General features: G+C 65.4%; 16 protein-coding genes. 5 read left to right on the top strand and 11 right to left on the bottom strand.

The genetic code is table 11. The annotated features are described in order from the left end of the window. Positions 1-21: 21 nt before the first annotated feature. From AC07VI_RS09540 to wrbA, 6 genes are read right to left on the bottom strand one after another with little or no spacing between them, the layout of a single operon-like run. Positions 22-1,098: a lipocalin-like domain-containing protein gene (locus tag AC07VI_RS09540; protein ID WP_492994585.1), complete on the bottom strand. Its 1,077-nt coding sequence runs from the start codon at positions 1,096-1,098 to the stop codon at positions 22-24. Next, positions 1,098-3,692 (bottom strand): FtsX-like permease family protein, encoded by a 2,595-nt coding sequence (locus AC07VI_RS09535; protein WP_492994583.1) that lies wholly within the window; start codon positions 3,690-3,692, stop codon positions 1,098-1,100. The genes AC07VI_RS09540 and AC07VI_RS09535 overlap by 1 nt, the downstream gene beginning before the upstream one ends. Further along, positions 3,680-4,108: a DUF4124 domain-containing protein gene (locus tag AC07VI_RS09530; protein ID WP_086146475.1), complete on the bottom strand. Its 429-nt coding sequence runs from the start codon at positions 4,106-4,108 to the stop codon at positions 3,680-3,682. Before AC07VI_RS09530 ends, AC07VI_RS09535 begins: the two co-directional genes overlap by 13 nt. Next, complete coding sequence (locus AC07VI_RS09525) at positions 4,105-5,520, bottom strand: FAD-binding oxidoreductase (protein ID WP_226935946.1); 1,416 nt, start codon at positions 5,518-5,520, stop codon at positions 4,105-4,107. Before AC07VI_RS09525 ends, AC07VI_RS09530 begins: the two co-directional genes overlap by 4 nt. An 11-nt stretch (positions 5,521-5,531) precedes the next feature. Then, positions 5,532-5,942 carry a DUF2069 domain-containing protein gene (locus AC07VI_RS09520; RefSeq protein ID WP_172404792.1) on the bottom strand — a complete coding sequence of 137 codons (411 nt, stop codon included), beginning with the start codon at positions 5,940-5,942 and terminating at the stop codon, positions 5,532-5,534. Beyond that, the gene (wrbA, locus tag AC07VI_RS09515; protein WP_086146544.1) at positions 5,942-6,550 is read right to left on the bottom strand and encodes an NAD(P)H:quinone oxidoreductase; all 609 of its coding nucleotides are present in this window, start codon (positions 6,548-6,550) and stop codon (positions 5,942-5,944) included. Before wrbA ends, AC07VI_RS09520 begins: the two co-directional genes overlap by 1 nt. A 67-nt stretch (positions 6,551-6,617) precedes the next feature. Between wrbA and AC07VI_RS09510 the strand changes: the two genes are divergently transcribed. Both AC07VI_RS09510 and AC07VI_RS09505 read left to right on the top strand, forming a co-directional pair. After that, positions 6,618-7,994 (top strand): YihY family inner membrane protein, encoded by a 1,377-nt coding sequence (locus AC07VI_RS09510; RefSeq protein ID WP_226935948.1) that lies wholly within the window; start codon positions 6,618-6,620, stop codon positions 7,992-7,994. A 132-nt stretch (positions 7,995-8,126) separates the two neighbouring features. Continuing rightward, positions 8,127-9,512 (top strand): esterase-like activity of phytase family protein, encoded by a 1,386-nt coding sequence (locus AC07VI_RS09505; protein WP_494808783.1) that lies wholly within the window; start codon positions 8,127-8,129, stop codon positions 9,510-9,512. A 73-nt stretch (positions 9,513-9,585) separates the two neighbouring features. On the opposite strand, the gene AC07VI_RS09500 is transcribed toward AC07VI_RS09505, so the two are convergent. The 4 genes from AC07VI_RS09500 to AC07VI_RS09485 are packed head-to-tail and all read right to left on the bottom strand — an operon-like array spanning position 9,586 to position 15,180. Beyond that, positions 9,586-11,598, bottom strand: coding sequence for a DUF6630 family protein (locus AC07VI_RS09500; protein WP_492994578.1), 2,013 nt, complete (start codon positions 11,596-11,598; stop codon positions 9,586-9,588). Between the two features lie 29 nt (positions 11,599-11,627). After that, positions 11,628-13,031 carry a PoNe immunity protein domain-containing protein gene (locus AC07VI_RS09495; protein WP_492994576.1) on the bottom strand — a complete coding sequence of 468 codons (1,404 nt, stop codon included), beginning with the start codon at positions 13,029-13,031 and terminating at the stop codon, positions 11,628-11,630. A gap of 24 nt (positions 13,032-13,055) precedes the next feature. Then, positions 13,056-13,868 carry an alpha/beta fold hydrolase gene (locus AC07VI_RS09490; RefSeq protein ID WP_086146481.1) on the bottom strand — a complete coding sequence of 271 codons (813 nt, stop codon included), beginning with the start codon at positions 13,866-13,868 and terminating at the stop codon, positions 13,056-13,058. Between the two features lies 1 nt (position 13,869). Next, positions 13,870-15,180, bottom strand: a complete 1,311-nt coding sequence (locus tag AC07VI_RS09485; protein ID WP_492994574.1) for an O-acetylhomoserine aminocarboxypropyltransferase — start codon at positions 15,178-15,180, stop codon at positions 13,870-13,872. A gap of 279 nt (positions 15,181-15,459) precedes the next feature. Here AC07VI_RS09485 and AC07VI_RS09480 point away from each other — a divergent pair, with 279 nt between their 5' ends. Continuing rightward, the gene (locus AC07VI_RS09480) at positions 15,460-16,080 is read left to right on the top strand and encodes a 2OG-Fe(II) oxygenase (RefSeq protein WP_086146483.1); all 621 of its coding nucleotides are present in this window, start codon (positions 15,460-15,462) and stop codon (positions 16,078-16,080) included. Positions 16,081-16,290: 210 nt separating this feature from the next. Continuing rightward, a complete protein-coding gene (locus AC07VI_RS09475) occupies positions 16,291-16,737 on the top strand; it encodes a CBS domain-containing protein (protein WP_010398828.1) in 447 nt (148 codons plus the stop codon). A gap of 71 nt (positions 16,738-16,808) precedes the next feature. Here AC07VI_RS09475 and AC07VI_RS09470 read toward each other — a convergent pair whose 3' ends face one another. After that, the gene (locus tag AC07VI_RS09470; RefSeq protein WP_086146484.1) at positions 16,809-19,070 is read right to left on the bottom strand and encodes a putative bifunctional diguanylate cyclase/phosphodiesterase; all 2,262 of its coding nucleotides are present in this window, start codon (positions 19,068-19,070) and stop codon (positions 16,809-16,811) included. A gap of 434 nt (positions 19,071-19,504) precedes the next feature. On the opposite strand from AC07VI_RS09470, the gene aroC reads away from it, so the two are divergent. Next, positions 19,505-20,599, top strand: a complete 1,095-nt coding sequence (aroC, locus tag AC07VI_RS09465; protein WP_086146485.1) for a chorismate synthase — start codon at positions 19,505-19,507, stop codon at positions 20,597-20,599. Positions 20,600-20,745: the final 146 nt, after the last annotated feature.

The following is a 20,745-nucleotide window of genomic DNA, read 5'->3' as shown; positions in this document are numbered from 1 at the left end:
GTCTTACATGTTCACAATTGCTTATAACTTCATCGGCTGCACGTAGCCCGTCATTTCCAGGTAGGCGCGCCCCACGGGCTGGCCGTCGCGCGCCACCGTCACGGCGCCCTCCCAGTAGACGGCGCCCGTCGAGCGGCGCGAATCGAGTTCCTGGTCTGCCTGCAAGGGCTTGATCTGCCAGCGCATGGCGCCGGTGCGGATCTCGGTGGCGACCGGGTATTCGGCCTGCGTGCGCGGCGAGCGCCACAGCTGCGTGGGCGTGAAATCGACATCGCCGGGCGCGTACTGCGTCATCTTGCCGGACGCATCGCGCCATGTCGCGTGCGCCCATAGTTTAGCACCTGTCTTGCTGCGGATCTGGAAGGCCATCAGGGCGCCGCCGTCGTCGAGGTTGGCGCCTATCCAGTTCCAGCCGCTGGCATCCGCATCAAGCACCTGGCTCGACCACTCGTGATCGAGCCAGGTGGCGCCCGTCACGGCTTCTGCCTTGCCGCCCGCGCGGGCGATCGTGCCCGTGGTACGCAGCTGCGGCTCGCTGTAGTAGTAGCTCGATTGCGCGGGCCGGGCGCCCTTGCGCGAGTAGCCGCCAACGCCTTGCAGCAGCACGGCCTGCGTGGGCGCGAGGGTCAGCTGCAGTGAAAAATCGCGCGCGGCCAGGCTGACCCGGTAGCTGCCGTCCTTTTGCCGCTGCATGCGCCAGCCGTCGAGTTTCACGTCCGTGTCGCCCACCCTGGCGTAGGCCAGGCCGAAACCTTCGCGCGCGCTTTTCTCGTCGTGCAGCAGCTTGCCCACTTTCGGGTCGGACAGGGCGGCATGGCCGATGATCAGCTGTTTCGGCGCGAAGGCGCTGGGATTCATCGCATCGGCAGCCGTGGCGCTGCGAAAGAAGGTCACCTGGTAGCCCAGCTGCTCGCCGCCGGCGGTCTTGACCCAGCCCGTGGCGTACCACCACTCCGTCTTGTAGGCAGGGTGGGCGCCGAAATCGTGCGGCAGGCGCAGGGTCTGGCCGGCCGCCAGCGGCGTGACGGGGGCGAAGGCGGGCGGCGCGGCGACGGCGGCGGCGCTGCAGAACAACAATAAACAAGTCAAACGGCGCATTACCAGTCCTCCCTGACGGCGCGGATGGGGCCAGCGGACAGCGCCTGGCGCCCCGCGATGAGGGCAGTGAGGGCGGCGGCCGCCAGCAGGGCCGCGGCCACGGTGGCGATCAACGGCCAGGGCAGGTGCAGCTGCATGGTCCAGTGGAACGATTGCGGATTGACGATGAACACCAGCACAAAGCTGATCAACAGGCCCAGGACAAAACCGGTGGCGATGCCCAGCGCCGTCAGCGCGCCCCCTTCCAGCGCCAGGATGGCTAAAATCTGCCCGCGCGTCACGCCCACATGGCGCAGCATGCCGAATTCTCGGGCGCGCGCCAGCGTTTGCGCCGAGAACGTGGCGGCCACGCCGAACAGGCCGATGACGATGGCGATGGCTTCAAGCAGATAGGTGACGGCGAAGCTGCGGTCGAAGATCTGCAGGCTCAGGGCGCGGATGGCCGACGGGTTCGACACTTCCAGGCTGGCGCCGAAGGGCAGCGCTTTCAGGCGCTGCTGCAGCTGCTCGCCCGTGGCATCCTTGGCCAGCCACAGGGCCGCGTCGCTCACGTCCATGTCGCCCGTCAGCGCGCGGTAGTCGTCCAGCGGCATCTGGATGGCGCCGGAGGAGCGCGCATAGTCGCGCCAGACGCCGGCGATGAAGAACGTGTGCAGGCCGCCCGCCAGCGGCAATGCGATGCGCTCGCCCGGCCGGTGGCGGTACAGGTCGGCCGCCGCTTCGGACAGCCACACGGGCCTCTGGCCAGCCGGCACGGGCAGGGTGTCGCCCACCAGCACCATGCTCTTGCCCGGGTCCCGCAGATTGATGGGGCGTGCCAGCAGGATCACGTTCGGGCGCTCGGCGGCCAGGGACAGGCTGCGCACGCGCTGGAAATCCACCCTGGCCAGGCCGGGCAGGGCGCGGATGGCATCCTGTTCGCGCGGATTCAGGGCCGCCGTGCTGCTGGCCGAGGTGCGCGCATACACGTCGGCCGGCAAAATCTGCAGCAGCCAGTCGTCGACGGAGACGCGGAAACTCGACACCATGATGGCCATGGCCACCATCAGGCTAAAGCTTGACAGCACGCCGCCCAGCGCGATGCCGGCCTGGCCCGAGGCGTTCGCCAGGCGCGCCAGGGTCAGGCTGCGCACGGGCGCGTGCTGGCTCGCTTGCGTGCGCAGCCAGGCGGCTTGCAGGGCGCGGAAGACGACGGCCGCCAGCTGCGGCATCAGGGCGATGGCGCCGATCAGCAGCAGCGCGATGGACAGGTAGCCGAACAGGGGCAGCTCGAACACGGGCGGCAGCAGGGTCAATGCGCCGGCCAGCAGCAGGCAAGCCAGTGCGGGCCAGGTTTTCGCCAGGCGCGTCGTCACCACTTCCTCGCTGCCTGATTTCAGGGCGATGGCGGGGGCGGCGCGGGCCGCTTCCAGCGCGGGCGCGGCGCAGCCCAGCAAGGCCACGCCCAGGCCCAGGGCAAAGTAGACGAAGGCGGCGACGGGCGTGAACTGCACCTGCGGCTGCACGCCCGCGAAATAGCCGGCGCCCAGGTCGCCGCCGAAAAAGCGCAGGGCCACGGCGGCCATGGCATAGCCTGCCGCGATGCCCAGGCCAGCGCCGACGACGCCCAGGCTGGCGCCCTCGAGCAGCACCTGGCCTAGCAAGGTTCCCCGCTCCATGCCCAGCACGCGCAGCAGCGCGAACTGGCTGCGGCGACGGATGACGGACAGCGCCTGCGTGGAAAAGACCAGAAAGGCGCCCGTAAACAGGGCGACGAGGGCCAGCACCGTCAGGTTGACCCGGTAGGCGCGGCTGAGGTTATTGTTGCGGCTATTCTGCTTGTCGTCGTTGGGCTGGCCCACCTGGAAGCGTCCCGGGTACCGCGCTTCCAGTTCCTTCGCCAATGCGGCCTGGAAGGCGTCGCGGTTGACGCCCTGGCGCAGTTTCAAGTCGATGCGCGACAGCTTGCCCAGCTTGTTGAAGCGCCACTGCGCCGCGCCGATATCCATCACGGCGATGCGCTGGCCGGCGCGCGCGCGCTGCAGCGAACCGGCCACGCGCAGGGAGATGCTGCCCGCCCCCGCTTGCAGGGACAGATTGTCGCCCTGCGCCAGATTGAGCCAGCGCAAGGCGGCCGGCGACAGGAAGATGGCGTCGTCGGACAGGGTGTCGAAGGGCTGGCCCTCGGCCGGCGCGCCGATCAGGTCGGGCGAGATGAAGCCGGCGCGGAAGACGTCGAGCGCCAGGATGTGCAGCGGGGCGCCATCGTTGCTGCTTTTGCCGGTCACGCCCGCCTGCAGTTCCAGCACGGGCGAGGCCACGGCCACGCCGTCGCGCTGCGCCAGCCACGGATAGACGGCTTCGTCGAACAGCGCTTCGCGCCCTGTCACCTGCACGTCGGCCTGGCCGGACAGGCTTTTCACGGCCGTGGAAAATTCATTGAAGGCGGCCGCGTTGATCAAATGGATGGCAAAGCCCAGCGACACGCCGACGGCGATGGCCAGGATGGCGACGACGGCGCGCACGGGATGCGCGCGCCATTCGCCCAGCAGCAGCCAGCGCGACAGCAGGCCTTGCGACGTCCGCTTTGCCTCTGGCACGCTCAATTCAGGCATTCGACGGCCAGGCGCTCGCCGGCGCGCCGCGCCTTCAGCTGCGCCGCATTGCGGGTTTTATCACCGGCGCCGACGGCGTCCTGCGCCGCCCATTTCTGCTCAAGGCGCAGCTGGGCGCAGTGCTTGTCATATATTTCCTTCTGCCTGGCGGCCCGCTCGCGCGCCTGGTCTTCCAGCTGCTCGCGCTGCCTGCGCGCCGATTCCAGCTGGCTGGCCACCCGCTCCTGGCGCGTGGCCGCGCCCTTGTCGACGGCGGCCGGTGGCGGCGGCACTTCGATGATCTGCAGCTGCCCGTCCGTGCACGGCGTTTCGCTGTAGCTGGTCTGGCCGTCCTTCACGCATTTGTAGACGCCCTGCGCGCTGGCGGAGCCGGCCAGCAAGGCCATGGCGCAGAGCAGGATGGACGGCGCTTTCACAGGATTTTCCCCGGATTCATGATGTTTTGCGGGTCCAGCGCCTGCTTCACGGCGCGCATCAGCCGCAGTTCCAGCGGCGACTTGTAGTGGGCGAGATCGGCCTTTTTCAGGGCGCCGATGCCGTGTTCTGCCGAAATCGAGCCGCCAAAGCTGTCCACCCGGTCATGCACGATGCGGTTGATGGCGTCCTGGTTGGACAGGAATACCGTGTCCGTCATGCCGGCTGGCGGCGCCACGTTGTAATGCAGGTTGCCGTCGCCCAGGTGGCCGAAGCACACGAGCTGGCAGCCGGGGAAGGCTGACTCAAGGGCCGCATCCGCGACGGCGATGAAGTCGGCGATGCGGGAAATCGGCAGCGAGATATCGTGCTTGATGTTCTTGCCCGCCTGCGCCTGCGCCAGCGGAATATGTTCGCGCAGCTGCCACAGGCCTTCGGACTGCGCCACGGAGCTGGCGACGACGGCGTCGGCGATCAACTCTTCTTCCAGGGCCGCGCCGATGCTCGCTTCCAGCAGTTCCACGGCGTGCGCCTCGGACTGGCTGCTGGACAGCTCGAGCAGCACATACTGGCCGTGCTGCTGCGCGAAAGGGCGCGGCAGCTGGGGGAACTGCTCGGCCACCAGTTGCAGGCAGTACTGCGACATCAGTTCAAATCCCGTCAGGCTGGCGCCGCAATGGTCTTGCATCAGGCTTAACAAGCGCAGGGCGTGGGCGGGCGAGTCCATGGCGGCCAGCGCCGTGATGCAGGCCTTCGGCTGCGGATACAGTTTCATGACCGCGCCGGTAATGACCCCCAGGGTGCCTTCGGCGCCGATGTAGAGGTCGCGCAAGTCGTAGCCGGTATTGTCCTTGCGCAAACCGCGCAAGCCGCTCCAGATCTCGCCCTGCGGCGTGACCACTTCCAGGCCCAGGCACAGCTCGCGCGTATTGCCGTAGCGCAAGACGGCCGTGCCGCCCGCGTTGGTGGCCAGGTTGCCCCCGATGGTGCAGCTGCCTTCGGCCGCCAGCGACAAGGGGAACAAACAGCCGGCGGCGGCCGCCGCTTCCTGGATGGTTTGCAGGATGCAGCCGGCGTCGACCGTGATGGTGCGGTTGACGGGGTCGAGCGCGCGGATGGCGTTCAGGCGCGCCAGCGACAGCACGACGGCCGTGCCGGCCGCGTCGGGAATGCTGCCCAGCACCAGGCCCGTATTGCCGCCCTGCGGCACGACGGGAATCTTCCATTGCGCGCAGGCGCGCAGCACGCCGGCCACTTCGTCCACGCTGGCGGGACGCAGCACGGCCAGCGCCTTGCCCGTAAACCGGTCGCGCCAGTCGGTGAGGAAGGGTGCCATGTCGGCATGCTCGGTGAGGACGTAGCTGCCGCCCAGCAGGGCGCGGCAGGCGGCGAGGAAGTCGGCTTGGTCATGCATGGGCTGTAGACTCATTTCTTGATGCTCACTTTATTCACTTTTTCCAGCAGTTCCCTGGCCATGCGCCTGGCTGCCTTTTTATACGGGCGCAGATACAGCACGGCACAGACAAAATACAGGCAGACGATGGCCGCCTCGCCCCAGGCCATCAGGGCCGAGGCAGGGTTCGTGTCGCTGTAGCCGCGCACCACGCCCTCGGTAAAATACAGCAGGATCACCATCGACGACCATTGCAGGGTATACACGTCGCGCTTGATGACGCCATACAGGGGGATGAGCAGGGGCGCCGCTTTCAGGGCCACCCAGGAGCCGCCCGGATGCAGGGGCGCGACGACGGTTTCCCACGCCAGGCACCAGACGATCAGGGTGGCGAGGCTGGCGATGGCGCCCCAGTGAAAATACTTGTGCAGAACGCCGTGCATCATGCGCCCGCCAGTTTCACGGCGTTTTCCGCCAGGCGCCGGCCCAGGGCCACGGCCAGGCGCTTTTCATCGTCGCTGACGGCCTTGTCGCCGGCGATGCCCGACCAGTGCGTGGCGCCGTAGGGCGAGCCGCCGGTGGAGGTGGTCATCAGTTCCGGGTGCGTGTAGGGCAGGCCCATGACCAGCATGCCGTGGTGGAAGAGGGGGATCATCATCGACAGCAAGGTCGATTCCTGGCCGCCGTGCAGGCTGCCCGTGGACGTGAACACGCAGGCGGGCTTGCCGGACAGGCTGCCGGCCAGCCAGTCGCTGGCCGTGCCGTCCCAGAAGTACTTCATGGCGGCGGCCATGTTGCCGAAGCGCGTGGGCGAGCCCAGGGCCAGGCCTGCGCATTCCTGCAGGTCGTCCAGTTCCACGTAGGGCGCGCCGTCCGGCGGCACCTCGGGCGCCGTGGCCTCGGCCACCGTGGAGACGGCGGGCACGGTGCGCAGGCGGGCGTCGCAACCGGGCACGCTTTCCACTCCCTGGGCAATCAGCTCGGCCAACTGGCGCGTGGCGCCATGGCGTGAATAAAACAATACGAGAATAATCAGATTGGTTGGCTTCATCATTGGTATTATAGGGCGCTTTACAGCCTGATACGACTGCTGTCATGGCGCCGTTCTGATTTTGCACATGTTTTCAAAATATATATTCCCCATCTTTCAATACCTGTGGCGCGCCCTGAGCATGGGACTGGCCGCCGTGCGCGGCCTGACCTGGTCCGAAACGCGCGACCTGCTGCAGTTCGCGCGCCGCCGCGTGCGCGAGGAGAGCCTGCCGCAGGTGGCCGGCAGCCTGACGTTCGCCACCGTGTTCGCGCTGGTGCCCCTGCTCACGCTGGCGCTGGCCATTTTCACCACCTTCCCCCTGTTTAATACCTTCCGCCACGCGCTGGAAGACTATTTCGTGCAAAGCGTGATGCCCAAGGGCATCTCGAACACCATCCTCGGTTATTTGACGACATTTGCCTCGAAGGCCACGCGCTTGTCGGCCATCGGCGCGGGCGCCCTGATCGTCACGTCGGTAGGCATGATGGGCTTGATCGAGCGCGTCTTCAACCGCATCTGGCGCGTGCGCCAGGAACGCCGCTGGACCAAGCGTTTGCTTGTCTACTGGGCCATCGTCACCCTGGGCCCGCTGCTGGTGGGCGTGTCGCTGACGGTGACGTCGCGCGTCTTCATGGCCACCAGCGGCGTGGTGGGCGCCGTGCCTTTCCTCGGCGCCGTGTTTTATACGCTGGTGTCGGTCGGCCTGACCATGCTGGCCTTCACCTTGCTGTACATCGCCGTGCCGAACCGCGACGTGGACTGGCGCGACGCGGCCTGGGGCGGCTTGCTGGCAGCGCTGGCCTTTGAGGTGGCGAAACGCGGCTTCGGCGAGTTCATCCAGGAATTTCCCACGTATTCGCGCATCTACGGCGCACTGGCCGCCTTGCCGCTTTTCCTCGTGTGGATATACCTGAGCTGGATGATCACGCTGGTGGGCGCCTTGCTGGTGGCGGCGCTGCCCGTCGTGAAATACGAGCGCTGGTGGTACGAGGCGGCGCCCGGCAGCGAATTCGTCGACGCCGTCGCCATCCTGAAAGTGCTGCACCGCGCCTGCCACTGCGCCGACTCGGCCCTGGTGGGCGCGGCCGAGATCCGCCGCAGCACGCGCCTGGGCTTCGAGGAAATGGAAACCCTGCTCGACAAGATGGTGCAGCAGGGCTGGGTGGGACGAGTCAACGTGGATGGCGCCGTGCGCGTGCAGTGGGGCAAGCGCGTGGCCGACAGTTCCGACCACTGGGTCTTGCTGGGCAACGTCAACCGCATTACGCTGGCCGACGTCTACCGCCTGTTCGTCTTCGGCGGCATGCGCGTGAACTCCGGCTATCCGGCCGGCTCCACCAACGAGCGCGACATCAAGGCGGCGGAAGAGGCTGCCGCGCTGGCCGCGCAGGTGGAAAACGCCGTGGAGCAGGGACTGGGCCTGAGCCTGGCGCAGCATTTCGGGGAAGTGCGCTGCAATTGACGGGCCCGGGCGGTGCGCGCGCTGCCTGCATCTGCCCCGCGCGATAGCGACGCATGTCATAGACTGGTCACCGAAGGCCGGTAAGCTTTCCTCTCCATTCATCTTGTAGAGGAAGCAAATATGCGTTGTCATTTGAGCGGTTTGAATTGGTGCCGCGGCTTGGCCATCGTGATGGTCAGCGGCATGCTGGCTGCCTGCGGCGGCAGTTCCTCTGCAGCTCCCGACGCGGTGCCCAAGGAGGGGGAGGGACTGCCGCACCAGCTTGTCGGCTGGGCAGCGTTGCCTGACACGGCGCGCTGGCCGGGGCCGATTTCCGGACAGTTCACGGCCGCGGCGCTTGGCGTCAGCCCGCCGTTTGCCAATGGCGTGCCGATTCCTGGCTTTTCCGCTCTGCTGAGGAATGACGACGGCAACTGGACTGCCATGGCCGACAATGGCTACGGCGCCAAGGGCAATTCGGCCGATTTCGTGCTCGGCCTGTATAACGTCAGCATCAACTTCCGCACGGATGCAGACGCCAGCAAGACGCCGGGCAGCATCAAGATCAACAGCTTCCTGGCCTTCAACGACGCCAGGGGTTTCTTAAACGACGGCAAGGGCGTCGATCTGAAAATCACGGCCGACTATGTCAACTACCCGAGCAACACCTCCGGCGGGCTGGTCTTTTCCGACAGCGGTATCGCCGTCGATGCGCGCATTCGCGCGGGCCGCCTGCTGACCGGTTTTGACTTCGACATTGAATCGCTCGCGCGCGCCGCCGATGGTACTTACTTCGTGGGCGAGGAGTTCGGTCCGTATATCTTGCACTTCGACAAAAACGGCACGCTCATGGGCGATCCTGTTCCCCATCCCTTCCTGCGCAGCCCGGCCAATCCGGAAGTGCTGGCCAAGGGCGCCAGCATCACCCTGTCAGGCAGCCGCGGCTTCGAAAGCCTGGCCTATAACGCCGACCGCAGCCTGCTCTACGCGGTGCCGGAAGCGGCGCCAAGCGACCCATCGCTGCGGCCCGTTGCCGCGGACGAGCGCTACCTGAACATCTTCGAGTTCGACCCCGCCGCCATGCGCTACACGGGCAAGAACCTCGTGTACCGCAAGGATGGCGCGGCCAAGGATAATGGCGTCGTGATCGGCGACATGAGCAATGTCGGCGGCAGCAAGTTCGTGCTGATCGAGCGCGACGGCTTCTGGGGCACCAAGGCCGTGATCAAGCGCCTGTACCTGGTCGACCTGAAGGAGAAAGAGGCTGATGGCGCCCTCAGGAAAACGCTGCTGGTGGACTTGCTGAACATCGCCGACCCCAAAGGCATCGGCGGGCAGGCGAGCAATATGCCCGTGGGTAAGTTCAGCATGCCTTTCGACTCGGTGGAGAGCGTTGAAGTCCTCGATGCCCACACGCTGGTCGTGGCAATTGACACGAACTACCCCGGTGAAGACGGCCGCAAGCCAGGCAAGCCGGACGATACCGAAGTCATTACCCTGCGTTTTGACAAGGCGCTGTTCGATCGCTCCGTCAAGTAAGGACGCCCCTGGCCGGCAACGGCGCGCCATGTTGCCGGCCGGGTGCAATATCAGCAGACGGGCTGGCAAGCCGTCACAGCAGCACCGGCCGCAGGGTCGCCTGCAAGGCCGCCTTGCTGAACGCGGCTGCGTCCTGCGCCCGCACCACGCCCAGATAATACGTGTCTTCGCCACCGTGCATGTTGACCAGGCGCAGATGATGGGGCGCCAGGTGGGCGGCGATGGCGGCCAGGCCGTCGGCCATCGCGTCGCCATCCTTGCGCTCTGTCCAGGCAAAATCGCGCAGTGCTGGCAGGCCGATATGCTGGGCGATGCGCGGCACTTCATCGACGGCTTTCCAGTCCAGGGTGGTGCCGTGGCCCAGCGCATCGGCGGCCGTGGACCAGAGCAGGAAGAAACAGGCCGCCTCGGGCGTATCGCCTTCGTATTCCTCTTCCGGGTCGTCTTCCGCCAGCTCTTCCAGGGTGATGTCCACGCAGCGCGCGGCCAGTGCCGCATCGCCCAGCAAGAGCATCGCGGCCAGGGCGCGCAGCTGCTCGCGGTCGGCCTGTGCCAGGATCTGCGCCGGCGTAAAGCTGCGGCGCTTGGCGGCCTGTTTCTCGGGCTTTTGCTTGCCCAGCCCCATGGCCTCGCTCAACTGAGCCGCGATGGCCGCCTTGAAGTTTTCCACCGTGTCGAGCTGTTCCAGCAACTGGCCCGCGAAATCCATGCTCCAGGCCATGCCATCGTTGACCACGTATAAAAAGTCGCTTTGCACGGCCACGCCGCGCAGATGGTGGGCGGGCGGATACAAGGGCGTAAACGCCGGTTTTCCGTCCAGGGCCAGCATGCACGCGAGGCCCTGCGCATCGATGGCGAAGATCAGGTTCTTGCGCAATTTGGGCGGCGACGAGGTGGTGGCGCAGTCGATGGCTTCGTACTGGCAGGGCGCCAGCAGCTCGCCCTGGCTATTGATCAGGCCAAACAGGAAGCGCCCGGCCACGCGCTGGCTGACGATGGCGATTTTTTTCTTCGTGCCGAAATCCTGCACGGAGCAGTAAGCGGGCGGCACGATAACCTTGCCCATCTTGTCGATCACGCCATGCACATTGCGCCTGTCGTCATCGTTTGTCTCGCCTGTCTGGCGCTCGATGTCGATCAAGCCGTCGTCGCGCTGGCACATGTTATCCACCCTGTCGATGAGCAGCGCGCCGTCGGGCAGGCGCAGCAAGCGGCTGGCGCCGTCCAGGGCGATTTGCTGTACCAGATGCGGGCTGATGACGTACAGGGCGCCGGGGGACGGCGGCAGCACCACCGTGCCGTTGAGGTCCAGCACGCCGTGTACATCGGGGGCGTCCGCCGTGGCAAAGGTAATCCATCCATCGTCCGCGTAGTAAACGCCCAGCTCCACATAGCGCTGCGACAGCGGCACGATCCAGCGGCCATAGGGCGTGACCAGGCCGGTGACGTCCGGTTCAGCGGCGGCGCTGACTGCATAGCACAGCGCGTCCTCCTCCCATCCCATCACTTCCAGGCCTTGCAGGAAAGGCAGTGCGTCCGCGCCGAGTTCCTCGACATCGGCCAGCTGCGCCTCGACCGTGGCCGACCAGTAGCCGGTGGCGGGCGAGGCGGCGCCGGCGGCCAGCAGGGGCGCCAGCGCTGCCTTGTCGCCGCGCAGCAGGGCGGCATGCAGGGCGTGCGCTTCGGCGCGCAGGGCGTCGAGTCCGGCCGCGTATTCCGGCGTGCCGATATCGTGGGGGATCAGCTGCACGCAATCGAGGATCAGCCACGGCTGGCCGCCCGCCAGCAGGCTGCTGATGGCGCCGCGCGCGACGATGGCGGCCGCGTCGCGCGGCCGGTCCATGAGCGTGGATAATGCTTGCCAGCTCGCCTGCGCCTGCGCCATCGGCGCGGCCAGCACGCAGGGGCAGTCTTCGCCATCGCCGTAGATGGGCCAGGCGACGGCTTGCGTGCCGGCGCCGATGAGCAGCTTGAACAGCACGGGCACGTCCAGCCGCCATTCAGCCAGGCCCGTGATCGTCTCGGTGTCGAAGCCGTCCTGGCCGGGTAAGAATGCGGTACTGAACAGGGCTGCGGTATTGATCATTGATATTTATCTAAGAGTAAACGGGGCATTCAGGGCGTGGGCGGCATCACCCAGTGGGCCAGCGCGCTGCGCTCTAGGCCAAGGTGTTTGGCCACGGCGGCTGCCTCGAAGGCCCACAGGCCGTAATAGCCGCCCAGGCCTTGCGCGCGCAAATGGCCGTTGAACCAGTCTTCGTGCACCAGCGCGCCATGCCAGCCGGCCAGGTAGTGCCGCAGGTGTTCGAGTCGCTGCGCTGGGTCGTCCGCGTCCAGGCACTCGAACAGGGCGGAATAGGGTTCGGCGAAATACCATTCGTCGACGGCGGGACGCTGCGCATCGATGGTCGACAGCAGCGCCTCAACCACGCCGTCTTCGCCATCGAAGGCCGTCTGCAGGGCGGCCAGGCGCTTGGCCAGGTCGTGGCGGCCGAACAGCAGGGCCGCGCCCAGCAACTGCAGGTTGCGCGCGTAATCCGTCAATTGTTCGAAATCAAAGGCGGGCAAGGCATCGTCATCGTAGGCGGCGGCCAGGGCCGCGCGCGCCGTTTCGCAGGCGGCGACGGCCGCTTCCAGCGCCGTCTCCACGTCAGGCAAGGGCAGGCCGGCCGTGTAGCGCAGCGAGAATATCTGGTAAGCCACGCTGGCGGCGGCGCACGCCCAGTAGGCGTCATCGCCGCCATCGATTTGCGCCTGTGCCTGCGCGCGTCCGTAGGCGGCCAGCAGGACGTCAAGATAGGCCAGGTTGCGGGCAAAATCGAAGGGGGTAGCGAAAGGCGCGGGCGGCGTTTGGCGCGGCGCGTGGGGCCACGGTTCCTGCGCTGGCAGACAGACATCGGCGCATTCGCGCTGGATGGCCCAGTCGGCGAAGATTTGCTGCAAATATGCCGCCGTCTCGTCGTCGTGGGCGATGGCGCCGGCGCCCACCAGGGTCGTGCCCAGCAGGGTGTAGCCTGGAAAGCGGCTGCTTTCGTAGGCGATGGTGGTCACGCTCTGGATGGCCTTGCCGTCGCTCAGGTCGCGCACGCGGAAGTACACATCGTCCCAGCCCGCCAGCGGCGGCGCTGGCGCTTCGTTCGGCAGGGTGCTCCAGCTGCCGTCTGCCTGCTCTTCATAGGCGTCGAGCAGTTCGTCGATGCCGCCGGGGCGGTCGATGCGGTTGTTGGCATCGTATTGCAGGCCCAGTTCGGCCGCAAACGCGGCCGCGTGGCGGCCCGCGAAGACCAGGTACTGGGCGTTCAGGGTGCCGACCAGCAGGTCGCTCGCCTGGCCCGCCACTGTCAGCGCCTGCGGCAGCCGGAACCAGTGGTGGCCGGGGATGCCGGCCATGGGGCCGTTTTCGTCCGCCTGCGGGTTATTGAAACGCAGCTGTTGCAGCCAGTTGTAGCGTTCATGCCGCTCCGCCTCCGTGCCGCTGCCGCGGCCGGTCAATTCATCGAACAGGGTATTCAACAACATGTGCATCTATCCTAAAAAAAGCGTTCATGCCGCTGCCGTTTGCGCAAACGCAAACAGCGCGTCGAGCACGGCGTCCGGCTGCTCGGCCATCAATTCATGTCCGCTGTCGACCTGCACCACCGTGCCATGCGCGATGGCCGCTGTCAGCAGCCGGGTCGACTTGGGCGGCGTCATCATGTCGCGCGCGCCGAAAATGAATAAAGTCGGGCAGTGTACCGAAGCGGCGGCGATTTCGCCGTTCGCGTAGGCATTGCAGGCAAAAAAATCCGTATGAAACACGTGATCGGGGTTGAGGGCGGCGATGCGCTGCTTCAGGCGCCGCGCGCCGCCCATGGCGTAAAAGCCGGGGCCGGGAAACGACGGCTTTTGCGCGATCGACGAGTGCGACCAGATATTGACCATGTCGATGGCCGCCTGTTCATCGTTGAGCGACGTTTCCAGCAGGGCCGGCGAGACTTTCATCGGATAGGTGGCGCCCAGCATGGCCAGGTGGCTGACGCGATCCGGCGCCAGGTGCGCCGCTTCCAGCGCGATCAGTGAGCCCATGCTGTGGCCGATGAGCATGGCCCTGGCCGCGCCGGCGGTGTCCAGCACGGCCAGGACCCAGCGCGCCAGTTCTGCGACAGTATCCTTTGCCGCGCCGCCGCTGCGGCCGTGGCCCGGCAAGTCGACGGCCAGCACATTCCAGCCGTGGTGGGCGAAATAGCGCGTCTGCAGGGCCCATACGCTATGGTCATTCTGCGCGCCGTGGATGAAGACGGCCGTGGGTTGATTGGGATCAAACGCTTTGCCGCCCGTGTAGCAGTAGGCCGCGGTGTTGTCGATGGTGAGCAGCATGTCAGGCGCCTTTCTGCGACAGTTTCAGGCCACGGGCCAGGTCTTCGATCAAATCGTCGGCGTCTTCCAGGCCCACCGACAGGCGCATGGTGCCCTGCGTGATGCCGGCCTGTTCCAGCTGTTCGTCGGGCACGCGGAAATGCGTGGTGGAGGCGGGGTGGATGACGAGCGACTTGGCGTCGCCCACGTTGGCCAGGTGCGAGAATACTTTCAGGCTGTCGACGAAGCGCTGGCCCGCCGCGCGGTCGCCGCGCAGATTGAAGGTGAAGACGGCGCCCGCGCCTTTCGGCAGCAGGGTTTTGGCCAGTTCATAGTCGGGATGCGACGGCAGTTCCGGGTAGGACACCGATGCCACGGCCGGATTGGCCAGCAGGAAGTCGACCACCTTGCGCGTGTTGGCCACGTGGCGGTCCATGCGCAGGCCCAGGGTTTCGATGCCTTGCAGGATGGCGAAGGCGTTGTGCGGGCTCATGACGGCGCCGAAATCGCGCAAGCCTTCGCGCCGCGCGCGCAGGGCGAACGGCGCCACCGTCGATTCCTCGGCGAAGACCATGCCGTGGAAGCCCTCATACGGTTCGCACAGTTCGGCAAAGCGGCCCGTCTTGTCGTAGGCCACCTGCCAATCAAAAATGCCGCCGTCGACCAGCAGGCCGCCGATGGCCGTGCCGTGCCCGCACAGGAACTTGGTGGCCGAGTGGAACACCAGGTCGGCGCCATGCTCGAAGGGGCGCAGCAAATAGGGCGTGGTAAACGTCGAGTCGACCATCAACGGCAGCTGGTGCTCGTGCGCCAGGGCGGCAATCTGGGGGATGTTCAGCACGTCGAGGCCGGGATTGCCCAGGGTTTCGCCGAACAGCACTTTCGTGTTCGGGCGGATGGCGCGGCGCCAGGCGTCCACGTCGCGCGGGTCGACGAAGGTGGTGTCGATGCCGAAGCGTTTTAATGTATATGCCAGCAGATTGTGCGAGCCGCCGTACAGGGCGCGCGAGGCAACGATGTGCGAGCCGGCGCCGGCGATGGTGGACAGGCCCAGGTGCATGGCGGCCTGGCCGCTGGCCGTGGCGATGCCGGCCACGCCGCCTTCGAGGGCGGCGATGCGCTCTTCGAGCACGGCGTTGGTGGGATTCGAGATGCGCGAGTACACATGGCCGGCCCGCTCCATATTAAATAGCGAGGCCGCGTGCTCCGAACTCTTGAAGGCGAACGAGGATGTGAAATGGATGGGCGTGGCGCGCGCGCCCGTGGCCGGGTCGGGCGCGGCGCCCGCATGCAGGGACAAGGTGTCAAAACCGGGGTATTTCGGGCCGCTCATGGTGTCTCCGCCAAGTTTTATAGTGGCAAGATCGTAACCTTTTTCAGGAAGGAACAAAAGGGCGGGCGTGCAGGGCGCATGGCGCCGTGGCGGCGCGCGCCCAGGGTAACCTGAAGTCGAAAAAAAGTGACTGGCGCGGCGCGGCGGTGGTAGGATATCGGGTCAGCGATTTTCGCGCTGCACCGGCCCTCGCGCGTGCGCCGCGAGGCGGGCAGCGGCACGTCAGCGAAATCCTGGACTTCAGGCGCACTCTCATTGCATGTCCACCAGGAAAATCGTATGCCCGCATTACCGTTCGACGGCGACCTTGCCGTACCCGGACCTTCCATAGTCGACGGCCTCTGCCACGCAGGCTGGGTCATGCAGGAGCATTTCATTCCCCCCGAACTGAGCCGCCAGCTGGCCGCCGAGTGCGTGCAATCCATGCTCAGCGGCAAGATGAAGGGCGCCGGCGTGGGCAGCGGCCATGCACCCCTGCTGCAGCCGGATATCCGCGGCGACCATATCGCATGGCTGGAAACGGGCAGGTCCGGCGCCTGCGACAGCTATCTGCAGCACATGGAAGCGCTGCGCCAGACCCTGAACCGGGAATTGTTCCTGGGGCTGGACGAGTACGAAAGCCATTTCGCCCTGTACGCACCGGGCGCCTTTTACCGGGCTCATCTGGACCGTTTCCGCGACGACGACAAGCGCACGGTGTCCGTCGTGCTCTACCTGAACGAGGACTGGCTGCCCGAGCACGGCGGCGCGCTGCGCTTGCACCCCGATGGCGGTCAGGTGGATATCTTGCCGCAAGCGGGGCGCATGGCCATGTTCCTGTCGGGCGAGATGCTGCACGAAGTGCTGCCGACGGCGCGCCAGCGTCTTTCCATTGCCGGTTGGTTCCGCCGCAGAGGCTGACGACGTCCAAGCAAAACCACTGCGCATCCCGGCCACGCCGCGCATCGGCTCGCTACGTTTTTGCCAGACGTCTTGATAGTGCATCTTGTTGCTTGCAATCCCCCTCGATTTGATTACGCGCAAGGCTGGATTTTTCCGCAGGCATAGGCTACAGTCGCAGTAAGGGCTTAGAATAACTAAAATACCAATCACGCGGACAGGACGGCCAATATGAAAGTATCTGAAATTCTCCAAGTCAAGGGCAACATCCTCTACACGGTCACGCCTGACCAGCCCCTGCTTGACGCGGCCAATACCATGGCTGAAAAAGACATCGGTTCGCTGGTGGTCATGGAATTTGGCGACCTGGTCGGCATGCTGACCTTCCGCGAGGTGCTCAACGCCTTGCATGAAAACGCGGGCCAGATCGGCGGCGGCACCGTGCGCAAGCACATGGACGATCACCCGATCACCGTCACGCCCGATACGGAAGTAAACGAAGTGCGCCGCATCATGCTGGAAAAGCATGCGCGCTACCTGCCTGTCATGAATGCCAAGACCTTGCTGGGCGTCATTTCCTTCTACGACGTGGCGCGCGCCGTGCTCGAAGCGCAGAGCTTTGAAAACCAGATGCTCAAGGCCTACATCCGCGACTGGCCGGCCGAAACAACAGACTGAAATGCAATAATGCAGTAAAAACAACGCCGGCAACCGCCGGCGTTTTGTATTGCAAAGGAGCAAGGCGGCGCCTACGCCGCCCCTTGCAGCGCCTCGTTGTTCAGCCAGGTGCCCAGCGCCGTGGCCGTCATGGGGCGGGCGAACAGGAAACCTTGCGCCATGGGGCAGCCCAGCGCCTGCAAAATCTGCGCCTGGCGCTCGTCTTCCACGCCTTCGGCGATGACGGCCAGGCCCAGGTTGCGGCCCAGCTGGATGACCATTTCGGCAATGCTGCTGCCGCGCGCGGAGCCGGTGATCTCGGTGACGAAGGCGCGGTCGATTTTCAGGCGGTCAACCTGCAGGCGCTGCAGGTAGGACAGCGACGAAAAGCCCGTGCCGAAGTCGTCGATGGCGATGCTCACGCCCGTCTGCTTGATCTGCCACAACATCTTGATCAATAAATCGGGCTCTTCCATGGCCATCGATTCCGTGATTTCCAGCTCGATGAACTCGGGCGGCGCCTGCGTCTCTTCCAGCGCCGCGCGCAGCATTTCCAAAAATAGCGGGTGGCGGAACTGCACTTGCGACACGTTGACGGACATGACGAAGTTGCGGTGGCCCTGTTCGCGCAGCAGCACCAGTTCACGGCAAGCCGTGCGCAGCACCCATTCGCCCAGGTCGATGATGATGCCCGAGTACTCGGCAATCGGGATGAAGCGGTCGGGCGAGATGAACTTGCCGTCCGGCGTCTGCCAGCGCAGCAGCGCTTCGGCGCCCACGGGGCGGCGCGTGGTCAGGTCGATCTGCGGCTGATAGACGACAAACAGCTGGTCCTGGCTGAAGGCCGTGCGCAGCGCGTGCATCATGCGCACGCGCTCGCGGATCTCGATGCCCATGCTGCGCGAGAAATAGAAGTGGCCGGCCCGCTGCTGGCTTTTCGCCCGTTTCAGGGCGATGTCGGCGTCTTTCAGCGCGTCGGCGCCCGTGCCCGTGTGTTCGCCCAGGCGCACCAGGCCCAGGGTGGCGGACAATTGCACGTCCTGCCCGTCGATGCTGAACGGGGTCTGGAACAGGGCCAGGATATTGGCCGGATTGACTTGCGAGGAGTCGCCCAGCACGCAGAAGATGTCGCCGCCCAGGCGCGCCACCGTCAGCTGCGGCCCGAGCTGGGTTTGCAGGCGGCCCGCCACGGCGACGAGCAGCATGTCGCCGAACTGGTGGCCCAGCGCGTCGTTGGTTTCGGCAAAGTGGTCGAGGTCGACCAGCGACAGGGTGGCGTCGTCGCGCGCCGGACCGGCCAGGGTGGCGTCGAGGATTTCCACCAGGCGCGTGCGGTTGGGCAGCTTCGACAATTGATCGTAGAAGGCTGCATTATGCAGGTGCGACACCAGCTCGACGTTGTCGAGACCCACGGCGACGTTGCTGCAGAACACTTCCAGCAGGCTTTCATCGATGGCCGAGAGGGGGCGCGGCAGCAGCAGGTAGGCGGCCGCGTCGCGGCTGGCCTTGCCGGCGAAATACAGCGTGGCATAGTCGTGCGCATACACATTGCGCCGCTGCGCCAGCGTATGCTCGATGGCGGCCATCACGCGGGGGTTCTGCACGCCGCACAGGGCGCTGTGCGGCAGGCCGGAAAAGCTGCCGGTGCAGGCCGCGACGAGCAGCTCCTTGCCGCCGCTGTCCTGCAAGTCCTGCACGCACAGCACGCCGTCGGCGCGGATGCCCAGCAGGTCGGCGATCTGCGCCAGCACGCCGGCCGAGAAATTCTGCACGCCGTGCAGCGCCATCAGCTGGGTGCTGGCGTGGACGATCTGGTCCAGGCCGCGCCGGCTGCTGCTGATCGAGCGTATCTGTTCGTAGGAGCGGATGGCCGCCGTCACCGTGGTAAACAGCTTTATGCGCGTCAACTCGGACTTGGTCTTGTAGTCGTTGATGTCGAAATCGCGGATGGCGTCGATTTCCGGCGCATAACCGGGCTGGCCCGTGCGCAGGATGATGCGCACATCCGTCATTTTCAGGGTTTCGCGGATGTAGCGCACCAGGTGCAGGCCCGCGTCGTCCTGCTCCATCACCACGTCGAGCAGGATGACGGCGATGTCGCTTTCATGCTTGAGCAGTTCGCGCGCCTGGCCGGCCGAATACGCATGCACGAATTCCAGCGGGCGGTGCTGCATTTCCAGGTTGCCCAGGGCGAAAGTGGTGGTGGAGTGGACGTCTTCATCGTCGTCGATGATCATCACCCGCCAGACGCTGCGCGCTGCGGCCGTCGTCGGCGCCGCTGGTTGTTCATCGAGGAATACCAGGTCGTCGTGATCGTCCTTGTTGGCGTCAAGGGGGATGATCGGTGCGGGCATGTATAGCTTCTCCAGGATGACTCAGTACGGGATGTGAGCACATCAGAAATGTCCATGGCGTTGTTGCACCGCCTCGCCATACTTGCGTACTGTCTTCGGCGGTGCGCCTAGCCCTGGCCATTTCTGATGCACTCAGGTCGCATCGAAAATGTAGCACTCAGGTGCTGCCGAGGCTCGCACATTTTCTGATGGTCCATCGTCCAAGTATATAGCTATTTAATAAGCAAAATGTTTTTTTAAGCCTATTCCGTAGGGCAATATTTCTTGAATTGCATGATTGCAACTCATATTTGGTGTTTTTTATATGAAAAAAAACACGGTATTTGAAAATGGCGATTTTAGCGGGGCAATATCGGCCTTGCTGCGGCATTAGCGGCATGGCATGCCCCGCAGGCTGGTAGAATTGAGTTTTCCAGTCCTCACCACTTCCTACTATGTCCGGCAATTCTTTTGGCAAGCTGTTTACTGTTACCACTTTCGGCGAATCGCACGGTCCGGCCATCGGCTGCGTGATCGACGGCTGTCCGCCGGGATTGACCCTGTCCGAAGCCGACATCCAGCCCGAGCTGGACCGCCGCAAGCCGGGCACCTCGCGCCACGTGACGCAGCGCCAGGAATCGGATACGGTGGAAATCCTCTCCGGCGTGTACCAGGGCGTGACGACGGGCACGCCCATCGCGTTACTGATCCGCAATGAAGACCAGCGCAGCAAGGATTACGGCAATATCGCGGAAAGCTTCCGCCCCGGCCACGCCGACTACACCTACTGGCACAAATACGGCGTGCGCGACCCGCGCGGCGGCGGGCGCTCCTCGGCGCGCCTGACGGCGCCCGTGGTGGGCGCGGCGGCGATTGCCAAGAAATGGCTGCTGCAGCAGTACGGCACCACGTTCAAGGGCTGCATGAGCCAGCTGGGCGACATTGCCGTGCCGTTCCAGTCCTGGGACCACGTGCATGCGAACCCCTTCTTTGCCGCCAGCGCTGACGCCGATCTGATCGCGCGCATGGAAGCGGCCATGGATCAATTGCGCCGCGACGGCGACTCCATCGGCGCGCGCATCGACGTGATCGCGCAAAACGTGCCTGTCGGCCTGGGCCAGCCCATCTACGACAAGCTCGACGCCGACATCGCCTACGCCATGATGGGCATCAATGCCGTCAAGGGCGTGGAAATCGGCGCCGGCTTCGATTCGGTGGCGCAAAAGGGTTCCGAGCACGGCGACGAACTGACGCCGGAAGGCTTTATCGGCAATAACGCGGGCGGCGTACTGGGCGGCATCTCGACGGGGCAGGATGTCAGCGTCTCGATCGCCATCAAGCCGACGTCGTCGATCCGCACGCCGCGCCGCTCGATTGACAAGGAGGGCAATCCCGTGATGGTGGAAACGTTCGGCCGCCACGACCCCTGCGTGGGCATCCGCGCCACGCCGATCGCCGAAGCCATGCTGGCGCTGGTGCTGATCGACCACGCCCTGATGCACCGCGCGCAATGCGGCGATGTGTCGGTATCGACGCCTAAGTTGAAATAAGCTGAATGTTGTCGGATCACGGGCCTGCGGCCCTGATCCGACCTGCGACCTGGATGGTCGTTTTCTCGTTTAACAACGACACTTGCGACACCTGACAAAACCGTAGCGAGCGGAAGGGAGAGGTGGCTAAGAAGCGCAACCGTACG

It is taken from the genome of Janthinobacterium sp. GW821-FHT03A03, from assembly GCF_059421435.1.
The sequence above is the reverse complement of the archived record's forward strand: the minus strand, read 5'-3'. Positions and strand labels throughout refer to the sequence as shown.